Here is a 14,017-nt window from a genome sequence, read left to right on the forward strand (position 1 = left end):
CCACTGTTCCACTCTCGGCCGACAATTGCACACGACCCGTGGGTCGCACCGCTGTGACGGAGACGGCATTATTGGAGGGGTGAGCACTCAAACCAAGGAACGTCCCGACGTCTCCACCGACGAAACGACCGACGACGACACCCCGAAGTTCTTCCACTACGTGAAGAAGAACAAGATCGCCGAGAGCGCCGTCATGGGAACCCATGTCGTCGCGCTGTGCGGTGAGGTGTTTCCCGTGACGAAGTCCGCCAAGCCGGGATCACCGGTGTGCCCGGACTGCAAGAAGATTTACGAAGGACTCCGTAAGGGCGACTGACCTCGGGTCAGGCGAGCGGGAGTACTTCCGGAGCTCGGCGGATCGACAGCCTCGACGCAGTCGGCCGCCGGGCTCTTCGCGTCTGCTTGCGGTTCATCGCAGGGATCTTGGTCGACGCACGAGTTCTGGCGCGACTCCGATTGTCTGCTCTCGGTTTGTCTGCTGCGGGGCCGCCCGTACGAGGGGACCGTGGCCGGGTCCGCTTTGTCGCCCGAGATGCGGATCGGGCTGGTGGCCAGGTGCCAGGTCAGGTTGGTGACCGGACCGGTCTTTTCGTCGGTGTTCTGAGCCGCAAGCCACTCTCGCATCTGCTCCATCCGAGTGGCACGAGCCGGCCAGAACTCCTGAACCGTCGCGTTGAACTCGGCGCCGAGCACGACGGCAAAACCGAGGAAGAACGTGAAGAGCAGAAACGCGATCGGCGTTGCCAGTGCGCCGTACGTGTAGCCGGTGCTGGTGACGAATCCCAGGTACCAGCGCAATCCGGTGCTGGCGGCCATGAAGAACACACCGGCGACCAGGGCGCCCGCGAGCAGCCGATGCCACGGCAGCGACTTCGGCAGAGCGACCTTGTAGAGCGTCGTGAGGCCGATGATCACCAGCAGACCGACAGCGGGGTAGTAGAACGTGTCGACCAGATTCGATCCGACCACGTACCAGGAGGCCGGCAGTGCTCGCCCGACGAGCGTCGGCCCCAGAGCTACCAGCGGCAGGATGAACACCGCCATCACCAGGAACATCACGTAGAGCAGCAGGGCGAAGATGCGCTGCCAGATGGGATTGCGGGCATCCTGCTGCCCGTGTGCTTCCACGATCGAGTCGACGAACGTACTGATCGCCGATGATCCCGCCCACAGGGACAGCAGGAAGCCCACGGAGATGATCTCCGGGCGTCCGCGCTGAAGGACGTCCGTCACCGTCGGGCGGATGATCTGGTCGACGACGCTTTCGCTGAAGATCGTTCCGCTGAACGTGACGATCTTGGATTCGATGATCTCGACGGTGTTGGGTCCGAACCACCCACCGATGTAGCCGATCATTCCCAGAAGTCCGAGCAGCAGGGGAGCCAGCGACAGCGTTTGCCAGAACGCGGCCGTAGCCGCCTTTCCGAAGATGGAATCGTCCCAGGCCTTGCTCAGGGTTCGACCGATCAACTGCCCGGTGCGGCGTAGCGGATGCCATCTGCGGTGGTGCAGATCACTTCCGCTCGACTTCTCGCCTCGCGCTTCACTCATGATGTCTCCAGCATCCCTGACGACACACCCGGTTGCCCAACCATGGCGCCGACGTGTCGCACATTTCTGAGACAATTCGCGTGCAGGTCGGCAGGATGCGAGAGAAGCGAAACCTCGCCGGCCGGAGTGAGAACGGCCATGAGTACGCGCTTCGAGTGCGGCTTTCGTCGGTGGCGGCGGCTAGGCTCGTCGCCGGACATTGATGAAAATTCGAGGAGCGCGAGACAACAGTGCGATTCCAGTGGAGGCGCGGCCTATGACGTCTGAGACCGTGGCAGCCGAGTTCGGCAAGTCGCCCGAACCCGCCGGAGCTCAATCCGCGGGAACCCAACCTGGCGCCCCTACCGGTTCCCTTCGTGCATGGCAGCGCCGTGCACTGACCAAATACCTTTCCAGCAGTCCGCGTGACTTTCTGGCGGTCGCAACGCCGGGAGCAGGTAAGACCACCTTCGCTCTGCGGGTAGCTTCGGAATTGCTCCGTGACCGGACGGTCGACCAGATAACCGTCGTGGCGCCGACCGAGCACCTCAAGCACCAGTGGGCGGAGTCCGCTCAGCGCTCCGGCCTCGCATTGGACTCGCGGTTCTCCAACTCGACTGGCCAGACCTCGAGTGACTATCACGGCGTCGTGCTGACCTACGCCCAGGTTGCCTCGCACCCGTCGAAGCATCGTGTGCGCACCGAGGGCCGCAAGACGCTGGTCATCCTCGACGAGATCCACCACGGCGGCGACGCCAAGAGCTGGGGCGACGCCATTCGTGAAGCTTTCGGCGACGCGACCAGGCGTCTCGCACTGACCGGAACCCCGTTCCGCAGTGACGACAGTGCCATTCCTTTTGTCGAGTACGAGCCGGACAAGGAAGGTCTGCTCCGCTCGAAAGCCGACCACTCCTACGGATATTCGGATGCCCTCAAGGACGGCGTGGTTCGCCCCGTCGTGTTTCTCGCCTACTCGGGCGAGGCACGGTGGCGAAACAACGCCGGCGAGGAATTCACCGCTCGACTCGGCGAGCCGCTGAGCGCCGAGCAGACGACTCGGGCCTGGCGTACGGCCTTGGACCCTGCCGGCGACTGGATTCCTGCCGTGCTGCAAGCAGCAGACACCCGTTTGGCGCAGCTGCGCAGTACCGGTATGCCCGATGCCGGCGGACTTGTCATCGCGACGGACCAGACAGTGGCCCGCGAGTACGCGAAGGCCCTGACAGCGATCACCGGCGAACAGCCGGCCGTCGTGCTGTCCGATGACCCCACCGCGTCCAAGCGAATCGCCGAATTCGGTGCGAGCGACCAGAAATGGATGGTCGCGGTCCGCATGGTGTCCGAGGGTGTCGACGTTCCCCGTCTGGCGGTCGGTGTGTACGCGACCAGCGCGTCGACTCCGCTGTACTTCGCTCAGGCGATCGGGCGCTTCGTGCGCTCGCGTCGTAAGGGCGAAACTGCCAGCGTCTTCCTGCCGTCGGTGCCGGTGCTTCTCGACCTTGCCGCACAGCTCGAGGCCCAGCGTGATCACGTACTCGGCAAGCCGCATCGTGAGAAGGACGGCCTCGAAGACGACCTGCTCGCCGATGCGAACAAGCAGAAGGACGAGCTGGGCGAGGAGGAGAAGGCGTTCACGTCCCTGGGCGCCGATGCCGAACTCGACCAGGTGATCTACGACGGATCGTCCTTCGGTACCGCGACATTCGCCGGAAGTGACGAGGAAGCCGACTACCTCGGTCTGCCAGGTCTACTCGACGCCGATCAGATGCGGGCATTGCTGCGTCAACGCCAGCAGACACAGGTCGAGGCCAACTCGGCCAAGGCCGCCGCACCGCAACCCACGGCGGCAGTGGTATCCGATCGAGCGGCCACGGCAGATCAGCTCGGAGCGCTCCGCAAGGAGCTGAACGGGTTGGTGGCGATGAACGTTCACCGCACCGGCAAACCACACGGCATCATTCACGCGGAACTGCGCCGGGTGTGCGGCGGTCCGCCGACGGCCATCGCTACTGTCGATCAGCTGACCGAACGCATCGCGATTCTCCGCAGCTGGTAGCAGCCGATACCGGTCCCGCACGCTTCGCGTGCTTGCGGCCCCGGAACGGCAGAACGGGCGATCACAGTGACTGTGATCGCCCGTTCTGGCGTTCATGGCGCGCCTCGTGAAGAGGCCACCCCCGGCTGACAGGTCAGATTGCGGGTTCGCTTTCGGAGACGACGGCATTCATCTCGCGAAGTCGATCCGCGTGTTCGGTTGCGTGGTGTCCGCAGAAGAGAAGCTCGCCGCCGGTGGGAAGCACGGCGCGTACGCGTGCTCCGGCACCGCACCGGTCGCACCGGTCGGCAGCGGTCAACTGTGGGCTGGTCAGTGTTCCGGGCATGACTCCTCCGTACTGGCTTTGCGGCATTCGGGCCGCGTGCCTGGGGCCTGGTCCGCCGCGTCGGAATGGCGCGGTAGATCCACTCTTACAGACGTTTGGGGTTTACGGGTTGTTCCCGAAGGCGTTTCTTAGTGTTGTGTCTCACTGGAAATGCGCTGGGCAGGCATTCTCGGGTGAGGATTGTTCGCTGACAGCTGATTCGGATCGCCGACCTCAGCCCGATATTCTGGGCGGATGAACCCGGGACGCGAACCACTTGTCGACAAGAGCGTCGAGTTGCTCCACATGTGCACGCGCGAGGAGTGGGCGCGGGCACAACAGCTCGGTGAACGTATCCCCGACGGATTCGAGGCGGAGGGATTTGTCCACATGTCGACTCCGGCGCAAGTTCATCTCCCGGCCAATCGGATCTTTGCCGGCCGTGACGACATAGTCCTTCTGGCTATCGATCCGGCCTTGCTCGTCGGTCAGGTCAAGTACGAACCGGGTGTCCCCTCGGACCCGGAATCGATGCGATTCCCGCATCTGTACGCCCCGATTCCCGTCGCAGCCGTCACCGCTGTCGTCGAGTATTTTCCGGGCGAGAACGGCTTGTTTTCGCCGGTTCGGTAGGTCGCCGGTTGGCCGGTCGTGAACTGTGCCCCGCGGATTACGGCCCTCCCGCGATGCAGGTCACCGATCGGCGCTACCGTTGGTATATGAACGTAGAAGTCACCCCACTACCGGGGATCGGGACGCGCAAGGATTTTGTTCTGTCTTCCGGTCGTCGCGTGGGTGTCGTCACCCATCGGGACGGTCATACCGACCTCATCGTTTCCAAGGCAGACGACCCTGACGCGTGTGCTGCCTCGCTGCCTCTGACCACCGAGGAAGCGGCAGCGCTCAGCAATCTCCTGGGTGCCCCCCAGCTCGTTGCTCAGCTCGAGGAAGAGCACCGTGACCTTCCGGGCATTCGAACCAAACAGCTCTACATCAAGGACGGTTCTCGCTACGACGGACAGACCCTCGGGGACACCGGCATGCGCACGCGCACCGGAGTGTCCATCGTCGCCGTCATGCGCGCAGGACAGGTGAGCCCGTCTCCGAACCCCGACTTCACGTTCACCGGGGGAGACCTTCTCGTGGCAGTCGGAACGCCGGACGGTTTGGCTGCAGCGGCAAAAATCTTGGCCAACGGCTGACTGGCGCGTGGACACAACCACCCTCGCACTGATCGAACTCGGCGCGGTCTTCTTCGCGCTCGGACTGCTCGGACGGCTCGCTGCTCGCGTCGGCATGTCGCCGATCCCGTTCTACCTGATCGGCGGCCTGTGCTTCGGACAGGGCGGTTTCATCCAGCTCGGCGACATCGGCGAGTTCTCCCATCTGGCAAGTGAGATCGGGATCGTCCTGCTCTTGCTGCTGTTGGGGCTCGAATACACTGCGGCCGAGCTCGTCACCGGTCTCAAACGCTCGCGGGTAGCCGGCATCGTCGACATCGTCCTCAACGCCACCCCTGGCGCGGTTGTCGGCTTGATGCTCGGTTGGGGCGTCGTGGGGGCGACGGTCATGGCCGGCGTCACCTACATCTCGTCTTCGGGAATCATCGCCAAGGTGCTCAGCGACCTGGGGCGCCTCGGTAACCGCGAGACACCGGTCGTGCTGTCGATTCTGGTGTTCGAAGACCTGGCGATGGCGCTGTACCTGCCGATTCTGACCGCGATGCTCGCGGGCGTGAGCTTCATGGGCGGGCTCGAAGCGGTCGGGATCTCGTTGTTGGTCATCACCGTGGTTCTTGTCGTGGCCCTCCGATACGGACGGTACGTCTCTGCCCTCCTCGACAGTCCCGACAGTGAGACGCTCCTGCTCAAGCTGCTCGGTGCCGCACTGTTGGTCGCCGGCATCAGTTCGGCGATGCAGGTGTCGGCGGCTGTGGGCGCATTCCTCCTCGGAATCGCGATCTCGGGGTCGACGGCGCACAATGCCAGTCGCGTGCTCGAGCCCCTTCGAGATCTGTTCGCCGCAATGTTCTTCGTGGTCTTCGGTCTCAACACCGATCCCAGTTCCATTCCGCCAGTCCTCGGATGGGCCGCGATCCTGGCAGTGGTCACGGCGATCACGAAGCTGGTAACCGGCGCTTGGGCGGCCAGACGTCAGGGTGTCGCGCGAATGGGTCAGGCGCGCGCCGGTGCCGCTCTGATCGCCCGCGGTGAGTTCTCCATCATCATCGCCGGCCTCGCGGTGTCCGCAGGCGCCGTCGACGCCGAACTTGCCGCATTGGCAACTGCTTACGTGCTCCTGATGGCGGTCATCGGCCCGGTGGCGGCAAGAGTTATCGAACCGGTCGCCTCGTTGTACATCAAGGTTCGTACGAAGTCCTGATTGCGGTCCTATTCTGTCCGGATGTCGAACAGAATCGCCCGTCCCGCCGCGACCGCTCTGTGTGCGCTGATCATCTCGTGTGCACCGGTCCCGGCGCTCGCCGGTGGAATTCCCGCTCTCGACCACGCCGGACCAACAGCTGCGCAGGTTGCCGCGGATCGATCGCTACACCTCGAGGGTGCGTCGAACGCGCGTGACATCGGTGGCTACGACGCCGCGGACGGGCAGACCGTTCGGTGGGGGAAGGTATTTCGCTCGAATGCCCTCGACAAGCTGACACCGTCGGATCTCGCGTCGTTGAGCGAACGCGGAGTGGAATCGGTCGACGACTTCCGTACGGTCGTCGAACGAACGCTCTCGCAGGATCGCCTTCCGAACGGGGCGCGAAGCAACTGGTTCGACGTCATCGGAACCAACCCCGCCAACCTCCCGGCGCTGGTGGACATGCCGACGATGTACGCGTTGATGGTGACCGATCCGGGGGCGAGCCGCGCATTCCACGACGCGCTGGTGAACGTCGCGAACACCGACGGTTCAGTCCTCTACCACTGCTCGGCGGGCAAGGACCGTACCGGTTGGATGACCGCAGTTCTCCTGACCGTCCTCGGCGTGAGTCGCACCGACGTGAACGCCGATTACATGCTCAGCAATCAGTACCTCACCGGACCCCGCACGGGGAGCGCGTTCATCGACGGCGTCGAACAGTCTTGGCTGGACACGTCTTTCGCCACGGTGGATCGGGTGTACGGCAACTTCGACAACTACGTCCGGGACGGCCTTCAGTTGAGCGAGGACGATGTCGCACAACTCCGGGACACACTCTTGGTCTGAGGCGGCAAACGCACAAGAGCCGCTCTCCGGCGATCCGGAGAGCGGCTCTTGTGTGCATAGCTGGTGTGACTAGTCGAGGTAGTCGCGCAGAACCTGCGAACGCGACGGGTGGCGCAGCTTCGACATCGTCTTCGATTCGATCTGGCGGATACGCTCACGCGTGACGCCGTAGACCTGTCCGATTTCGTCTAAAGTCCTCGGCTGACCGTCGGTGAGACCGAAGCGGAGGCGAACCACGCCGGCTTCGCGCTCGGACAGCGTCTCGAGTACCGACTGCAGCTGATCCTGCAGCAAGGTGAACGAGACGGCATCGACTGCGACAACAGCTTCGGAGTCCTCGATGAAGTCACCGAGCTGGCTGTCGCCCTCGTCGCCGATGGTCTGGTCGAGAGAGATCGGCTCACGCGCGTACTGCTGGATTTCCAGCACCTTCTCCGGCGTGATGTCCATTTCCTTGGCGAGCTCTTCCGGCGTGGGCTCACGGCCCAGGTCCTGGAGCAGCTCACGCTGGATACGGCCGAGCTTGTTGATGACCTCGACCATGTGCACCGGGATACGGATGGTGCGAGCCTGGTCGGCCATTGCGCGGGTGATGGCCTGACGGATCCACCACGTGGCGTAGGTCGAGAACTTGTAACCCTTGGTGTAGTCGAACTTCTCGACTGCACGGATCAGACCGAGGTTGCCTTCCTGGATGAGGTCCAGGAACGCCATGCCGCGGCCCGTGTAGCGCTTGGCCAGCGAGACGACCAGGCGGAGGTTGGCCTCGAGGAGGTGGTTCTTGGCGCGGTTGCCGTCGCGGCAGATCCAGCTCATGTCGCGTCGCTGAGCCGCAGGCAACTTCTCGCCCTTGTCAGCGAGGTCCTGCATGATCTGCACGGCGTAGAGGCCGGCCTCGATGCGCTTGGCCAGTTCGACTTCCTCTTCGGCGTTGAGGAGTGCGACCTTGCCGATCTGCTTGAGGTAAGCGCGAACCGAGTCGGCGGACGCCGTCAGTTCGGCATCCTTGCGTGCCTGACGGAGAGCCTCGGACTCTTCCTCGTCCCAGACGAAGTCGCCGGAAGCCTTGTCCTTCTCGGACGGCTCTGCAGCGGTCTCTTCGTCTTCGCCGACTGCTACGACCTCGACGACATCGGACTCGACCTCGGCAAGGTCGCCGTCCGTGATGTCGATGTCTTCCAACTCGACATCGCCGTCTTCGGCGTCAGGATCGCCGGCCTTCTTAGGGCTGGCCTTCTTAGCTGCTGCCTTCTTGGCCGGAGCTTTCTTGGCCGGAGCCTTCTTTGCTGCTGCCTTCTTGGCGGGGGCCTTTTTCGCCGGAGCCTTCTTGGCTGCCGGAGCGGTGACGGTGGCCGCCTCCACGGCTGGAGATTGTGGCTCTGACTCTGATGGAGAATCAGCAGTCTGACGTGTATCGGTGGCTGCCACGTACGCCCTTTCGTGACGGTGTCGTGCGGCGTCACGCCAGAGTGGTGATCCGGCGGAGAGGTCAATGGTTGTTGGCCGGCGCGCAGCCGGACTTCACCATTGTAACGACTCTCAGGAAACTCTTACGTCACGGCGGGCCGTAACAGGTAGATTTTCCGCTTTTCACGTGCGGGTTTTCTCATCCGGCGACGGAGGCCGGCCTAGTCAGTCCGACCGATGCGAGCGCAGCTCCCGCAATTCCCGCGGTGTTGAGAAGGGTGGCGGGGACGACCTTGGTGCGGTTGGTCAGATGCGGAATCCACTTCTCGTGCTTGCGGCTGATACCGCCTCCGGCGATGAAGAGATCTGGCCAGAGCAGGTTCTCGAAGGTGGTCAGAACTCGCGAGACCTCGACGGCCCACTCCTTGTAGCTCCAGTCCTTCTTCTCCTTCACCGACGACGCCGCCCGGTGCTCGGCTTCCTTGCCGTCGACCTCGAGGTGACCGAACTCGGTGTTGGGCAACAGAACTCCGTTGTGCAGCACGGCAGATCCGATTCCGGTGCCGAAGGTCAACAAGATCACGACGCCGGAGGTGTCCTTGCCCGCTCCGAACGAGTCCTCGGCGATTCCGGCAGCGTCGGCGTCGTTGAGGACGGTGACCTCGCGCCCGCCCAGTGCCTTGCCGAACAGAGCGGCGGCGTCGGTGTCGATCCAGGACTTGTCGATGTTCGCGGCGCTTCGCGCGACGCCGCCGGTCACGACAGCGGGCAAGGTGATGCCGACCGGACCGGTCCACTTGGCCTGCTCGACGATCTCGGCGACAGTGCCCGCGATCGCATCGGGTGTGGACGGCTGCGGGGTCAGGATCTTGATGCGGTCACCGATCATTTCCCCGGTGCTCAGGTCGATCGTGCCGCCCTTGACGCCGCTGCCGCCGACGTCGATCCCGAAACCTGTGGTTGTCATCGTCCTGCGCTCCTGAGTGTCGAATTCGAGGTCACGATCTACCGTTGCAAACACTAACCCGAACAAGGACCCGGGCGCGTCCTCTCGAACCGCCCACCTCGAGACGTTCGAGTGGTGCCCCTCGGTAGAGATGTGTTGCGATAGTCCGGTGCGCCCTTCAGAAAGAACATTGCCCGACTTTTCCGCCGATTCTCTGGACCCCGCACAGTTGCGGGAAGTAGCCGTAGCCGTCGCCGAACGCGCAGCCGAACACGTCCGTTTGCGTCGGCCCGAGGTATTCGGCCTGGTGGGTTCCGGTGCCGCCGAGGGTGGTTCGGTTGCGGCGAAGAGCACGCCCACCGATCCCGTCACGGTGGTCGATACCGAAACCGAACAAGTGATTCGCGACCTTCTGGCGCAATGGCGGCCTGCAGATTCGATCCTGGGTGAGGAAGGTGGCGGAGATACCGACGATTCCGCGGGAGTTCGATGGGTTGTCGATCCCATCGACGGCACGGTGAATTTTCTCTACGGAATCCCCGCGTTCGCCATCTCGGTGGCCGTACAGATCGACGGGGTCTCGGTAGCCGGGGCTGTCGTCGACGTGTCGTTGGAAACCACGTACGCCGCGCATCGGGGCGGCGGTGCAACCATGACCACGGCCGACGGCGTCGTCAGCGACCTGCAAGCCAATGAGGTGACCGAGCTGTCAATGGCGCTGTTGGCCACCGGCTTCGGTTACGGAGCGGATCGCCGGAAGGTGCAGGGCACGTTGATCGGGCAGATCCTGCCGCAGGTCCGCGACATCCGACGCATCGGTTCGGCTGCGTTGGATCTGTGCATGGTTGCCACCGGCCGGGTCGACGCTCACTTCGAACACGGACTGAGTCCGTGGGACTGGGCAGCCGGCTCCTTGATCGCTTCCGAAGCGGGCGCCGTGATCAACGTCCCGGCGCCCAATTCCACGTCCGCCGACGGCGATGTCGTTTACGCAGTCGCTCCGGCGATCGCCGAGCAGTTCGCGCACATGCTCAGTTCGATCGGCGCAGATCAGCCGATTCCGAGCTGAGGCCTGTCAGCAGCGCGCCGTGCGCGCTGCTTTGAGCAGTGCGATGTCCATCGGAGCGACTTCGGCGTTTGCGGGCTGCTCGGCCAGAGCATGCAAGATCGCGGTGGCGTCGGTGTTGGGGGTCAGGGCGCCCTTGTTGTAGGTGCCGAGAGCCAGGTCGACGGTGTCGTCGCCGCGGCCGTCCTGGACCAGTTCGGCGCAGGGGGCGACCAGCCAGACGGAACTGGCGGCGGCGAGGCCGTTCGCTCCGAATCGGATCTGACCCTGGCACTCCATGTTCTGGTCGACGTAGACGGGGTCGTTTCCGACCTGGACGTCCGGCGCGCTGGAGAAGCCGAACTCGCTCAGTTGCGCTGCCACCTGGGCCGCCTGGCCGTGTTCACCGTTGGCGTTGAACACACGAACCTTGGTGGCGGCGAGGGGAGCGGGATCCACGTCGAGCAGCTTCGAGCGGTCGACGACGGTTCCCAGCGGTAGTGGCGCCGCTGCCGAAGGATCGGACGAAGGTTGCGGCAGGTTGCAGGCGACGGTGTCACTGACTTCCGCCTCGGCGCTCAGGATGCGGACCCACAAGACACTGCCGATCAATGCGAGTACCGCGAACACGGCGATCACCGGCCACGCGCGCCGACGGCGGAACGGATGTCCCTGGTCATCGGTAGAGCTGCCTTCGGTGATCAGAGAAACCACGGTATCCCTCGACTTTCTTGACGAAACTTCTACTTCGCCATCGGGCCGAGCGGCGCCGGCATGACGTTCGGTGCCTACCTTAGAGGGCCTGTGTGACGAGACAGCCGAAGCGAGGCTCGACGCGTCGAGTCCTTGTCGATTGAGAAACGGCAGTTGGCCGATTACCGGCCTGTTTCTACCCGGATTCGGCCCGAAAACATCGTGGAAAGGTCACAGCTTGCTCTTGCCTTGGTGACAATTCGCAGTCATTTTTCGGAAATTTCCGATTCGGTTACTACTTTCGTGCTCACGTCGGCTACTGTCTGGCGGCCCAGGTCGTTCAACTGGGCATCGGCCGGACGCCGAAATGACAACCAAATGAGGCGCAGATCACGTTCTCGGAAGGAACTTCCGGGCACTAATTCCAGTCCTGCAGCGTTATGCAGCGACAGGGAATGATCTGGATGCCACGGCGGTTTCCATGCGCATCAAGGATCTACCGGATTCTCGGCGCACACGGGACCGGGATACACGAAGAGGATGGGGTAGACGAGATGGCAACTGACTACGACGCACCGAGGCGTACAGAGTCCGACGAGGTTTCGGAGGACTCGCTCGAGGAGCTGAAGGCGCGACGCAACGAAGCGCAGTCAGCCGTCGTCGACATCGACGAGACGGACACCGCGGAGTCCTTCGAGCTGCCGGGTGCCGACCTTTCCGGCGAGGAACTCTCAGTTCGAGTTGTTCCGAAGCAGGCAGACGAGTTCACGTGTTCGAGCTGCTTCCTGGTTCATCACCGCAGCCGCCTGGCCAGTGATGCCAACGGACAGCTCGTATGCATGGACTGCGCTGCCTGATCTCCCTTCCCGGTGGTCGACCCGTCAGCGCGAGGGTCGACCAAGGGTCGGGAAGTACTGCTTTGCTGTGACCGCTCTGGTCAGAGATCCAGCGCAGCCAGCAGATCAGCGGGACGACGTGTGCTCACCAACCAGTACGGCGTGGGATCCTCCGGGTCGTCGAGCACGATCAACACCATTGTCTTGACCCATGGGCGATGCTGGACGAACGCCGACGGATCGAGTTGGCGCCCCATCGCAGCACTCTTCGCGGAAGCCGGCACTGCTGCCGCCCGTGAAATCAATTCGACCGGCAGGTGGGCTCTACCCACGTGCAATTCCTTCACCCCTGCTGTCTCCACCACCTCGACGCGCATCCGGCTGAGCCAGAATGCCGCCCAGATCGGGATCGGGAGTAGTACGACATACGCCAGGTACGAGAGAAGCCCCGGGCGGCCCATGTGGACCTCGGCCGCGAGGAGTCCGGCTACGGCCAGCCCGGCGATCCACCACCAGATCGGCACCCACAGGCGCTCGGAGTACAGCGTCGTGGACGGGGGCGTTGTGGTGGCGACGTCAGGTCGAGATGTTTCGGGCACCTGTCAAGGATAGTCCGTCGCTACGAGTAGTCTTGGCCCACGTGAGCGACCATCTCTCCATCGCCTTGAAGCGACTGGATCCAGACCTGCCCGTTCCACAGCGTGCGCATCCCGGAGATGCGGGTGTGGATCTGTGCTCCACCAGCGATGTCACCATCGAACCCGGACACCGAACACTGGTCGGAACGGGGATCGCGATCGCTTTGCCGGTGGGCACCGTCGGGTTGATCCATCCGCGTTCCGGACTCGCCGCCAAATCGGGACTGTCGATCGTGAATGCGCCCGGAACCGTGGACGCGGGATACCGGGGTGAACTCAAGGTCTGCTTGATCAATCTCGATCCGGCCACAGCCATCGACATCCGCCGCGGTGACCGAATCGCTCAGCTCGTGGTTCAACGAGTCGAACTTCCGGTTTTCGAGGAAGTCGAATCGCTGGACGACACGACCAGAGGAACCGGAGGCTACGGTTCCAGCGGCGGGCACGCGATACTCGATACCGATGCGCCTGGCGCGGTAGTCGGAAAGGGAGTCTGAATCATGTTCGGACGCAAGAAGAAGACAGATGTCGACGAGGAAACCACCAGCTTCTTCGGTGACGAGAACGACGAGTCGGTGGAGATCGACGAGGTCGAAGACGATCTCGAAGTCACCGGCGACGAGTTCGGTGACGAATCGGAAGGCCCTTACGACATCTCGGAGATCGATTCCGACGATCCGACGGCAGGCCGTGACGGTCAGCGTCTTGATCTCGGTTCCGTTCTGGTGCCGATGCCGACCGGCGGGCAGTTGCAGGTCGAGATGGCGCCCAACGGTTCGCCGCAGGCCGTGCACCTGGTCACCGAGCACGGCCGCATCACGGTTGCTGCCTACGCCGCCCCGAAATCGCCCGGTCAGTGGCGTGAGGTCGTTGCCGAGCTCGCGCAGTCGCTTCGCGACGACAATTCCGCGGTGAGCGTCGAGAACGGCCCGTGGGGCCGTGAACTGGCTGCTGTGACGGCCAACATGGACCTGCGGTTCATCGGCGTCGACGGTCCCCGGTGGATGGTGCGCTGCGTGGTCGCGGGTCCGAGTGGATCCACCGCCGCGAACGCTCCTCTGGTGGCAATCGCACGGGACATCTTGCGTGACACCGTCGTCAACCGAGGATCAGAGCCGCATCCGGTGCGGACACCGCTGCCCGTGGTGCTCCCGCAGGTGCTCGCCGAGCAGTTGGCGGCCGCACACGAGCAGCAGTTGGCGGCAGCGCAGCAGCAACAGGTCGCCGCCCAGCAGCAACAGCAGTCAGCACCGCCCGCTCCGCCGGCACCTCCAGCACGGCCGACCCCGCCGCCTCGTAGCGGCGAATCCGGTTCTGCCATGCAGCAATTGGGTCAGTAACAGAATTTT

General features: G+C 63.7%; 16 protein-coding genes. 10 read left to right on the plus strand and 6 right to left on the minus strand.

Features of this window, described 5'->3' with window-relative positions:
• Positions 1-79 precede the first annotated feature (79 nt).
• Positions 80-316, plus strand: coding sequence for a DUF3039 domain-containing protein (locus AOT96_RS24345; protein WP_003942602.1), 237 nt, complete (start codon positions 80-82; stop codon positions 314-316).
• Here AOT96_RS24345 and AOT96_RS24350 read toward each other — a convergent pair.
• The gene (locus tag AOT96_RS24350) at positions 289-1,551 is read right to left on the minus strand and encodes a YihY/virulence factor BrkB family protein (protein ID WP_042449910.1); all 1,263 of its coding nucleotides are present in this window, start codon (positions 1,549-1,551) and stop codon (positions 289-291) included. The genes AOT96_RS24345 and AOT96_RS24350 overlap by 28 nt on opposite strands.
• 256 nt (positions 1,552-1,807) lie before the next feature.
• Between AOT96_RS24350 and AOT96_RS24360 the strand changes: the two genes are divergently transcribed.
• The gene (locus tag AOT96_RS24360) at positions 1,808-3,586 is read left to right on the plus strand and encodes a DEAD/DEAH box helicase (protein WP_003942642.1); all 1,779 of its coding nucleotides are present in this window, start codon (positions 1,808-1,810) and stop codon (positions 3,584-3,586) included.
• Between the two features lie 133 nt (positions 3,587-3,719).
• On the opposite strand, the gene AOT96_RS24365 is transcribed toward AOT96_RS24360, so the two are convergent.
• Entirely contained in the window at positions 3,720-3,911 is a 192-nt protein-coding gene (locus AOT96_RS24365; RefSeq protein ID WP_003942643.1) for a DUF7455 domain-containing protein, read from the minus strand.
• A 234-nt stretch (positions 3,912-4,145) separates the two neighbouring features.
• Here AOT96_RS24365 and AOT96_RS24370 point away from each other — a divergent pair, with 234 nt between their 5' ends.
• The 4 genes from AOT96_RS24370 to AOT96_RS24385 all read left to right on the plus strand — a co-directional run bounded on the left by AOT96_RS24370 (position 4,146) and on the right by AOT96_RS24385 (position 7,103).
• Positions 4,146-4,523, plus strand: a complete 378-nt coding sequence (locus AOT96_RS24370) for a DUF952 domain-containing protein (RefSeq protein ID WP_065352416.1) — start codon at positions 4,146-4,148, stop codon at positions 4,521-4,523.
• 86 nt (positions 4,524-4,609) lie between these two features.
• Entirely contained in the window at positions 4,610-5,092 is a 483-nt protein-coding gene (locus AOT96_RS24375; RefSeq protein WP_021344116.1) for a cation:proton antiporter regulatory subunit, read from the plus strand.
• A gap of 7 nt (positions 5,093-5,099) precedes the next feature.
• A complete protein-coding gene (locus AOT96_RS24380; protein WP_003942634.1) occupies positions 5,100-6,272 on the plus strand; it encodes a cation:proton antiporter in 1,173 nt (390 codons plus the stop codon).
• A gap of 21 nt (positions 6,273-6,293) precedes the next feature.
• Positions 6,294-7,103: a tyrosine-protein phosphatase gene (locus tag AOT96_RS24385; protein ID WP_030536889.1), complete on the plus strand. Its 810-nt coding sequence runs from the start codon at positions 6,294-6,296 to the stop codon at positions 7,101-7,103.
• A gap of 69 nt (positions 7,104-7,172) precedes the next feature.
• Here the strand turns inward: AOT96_RS24385 and AOT96_RS24390 are convergent, their stop codons facing one another.
• Positions 7,173-8,531: an RNA polymerase sigma factor gene (locus AOT96_RS24390; protein ID WP_019748245.1), complete on the minus strand. Its 1,359-nt coding sequence runs from the start codon at positions 8,529-8,531 to the stop codon at positions 7,173-7,175.
• Between the two features lie 178 nt (positions 8,532-8,709).
• Positions 8,710-9,477 carry a polyphosphate--glucose phosphotransferase gene (gene ppgK / locus AOT96_RS24395; RefSeq protein ID WP_042449945.1) on the minus strand — a complete coding sequence of 256 codons (768 nt, stop codon included), beginning with the start codon at positions 9,475-9,477 and terminating at the stop codon, positions 8,710-8,712.
• A gap of 169 nt (positions 9,478-9,646) precedes the next feature.
• On the opposite strand from ppgK, the gene AOT96_RS24400 reads away from it, so the two are divergent.
• Positions 9,647-10,525, plus strand: a complete 879-nt coding sequence (locus tag AOT96_RS24400; protein WP_042920008.1) for an inositol monophosphatase family protein — start codon at positions 9,647-9,649, stop codon at positions 10,523-10,525.
• A 6-nt stretch (positions 10,526-10,531) separates the two neighbouring features.
• Here AOT96_RS24400 and cei read toward each other — a convergent pair whose 3' ends face one another.
• Entirely contained in the window at positions 10,532-11,215 is a 684-nt protein-coding gene (cei, locus tag AOT96_RS24405; RefSeq protein ID WP_065352417.1) for an envelope integrity protein Cei, read from the minus strand.
• A gap of 533 nt (positions 11,216-11,748) precedes the next feature.
• On the opposite strand from cei, the gene AOT96_RS24410 reads away from it, so the two are divergent.
• The gene (locus AOT96_RS24410) at positions 11,749-12,051 is read left to right on the plus strand and encodes a DUF4193 domain-containing protein (protein ID WP_003942593.1); all 303 of its coding nucleotides are present in this window, start codon (positions 11,749-11,751) and stop codon (positions 12,049-12,051) included.
• 80 nt (positions 12,052-12,131) lie between these two features.
• Here AOT96_RS24410 and AOT96_RS24415 read toward each other — a convergent pair whose 3' ends face one another.
• A complete protein-coding gene (locus AOT96_RS24415; RefSeq protein WP_003942596.1) occupies positions 12,132-12,629 on the minus strand; it encodes a DUF3093 domain-containing protein in 498 nt (165 codons plus the stop codon).
• A gap of 41 nt (positions 12,630-12,670) precedes the next feature.
• Between AOT96_RS24415 and dut the strand changes: the two genes are divergently transcribed.
• Positions 12,671-13,165 (plus strand): dUTP diphosphatase, encoded by a 495-nt coding sequence (gene dut / locus AOT96_RS24420; RefSeq protein WP_065352418.1) that lies wholly within the window; start codon positions 12,671-12,673, stop codon positions 13,163-13,165.
• 3 nt (positions 13,166-13,168) lie between these two features.
• On the plus strand, positions 13,169-14,008 hold the full coding sequence (locus AOT96_RS24425; protein ID WP_003942585.1) for a DUF3710 domain-containing protein: 840 nt from the start codon (positions 13,169-13,171) through the stop codon (positions 14,006-14,008).
• The last annotated feature ends 9 nt before the right edge of the window (positions 14,009-14,017 follow it).

Source organism: Rhodococcus sp. 008 (genome assembly GCF_001682295.1).
Taxonomy (GTDB): Bacteria; Actinomycetota; Actinomycetes; order Mycobacteriales; family Mycobacteriaceae; genus Rhodococcus_F; species Rhodococcus_F qingshengii.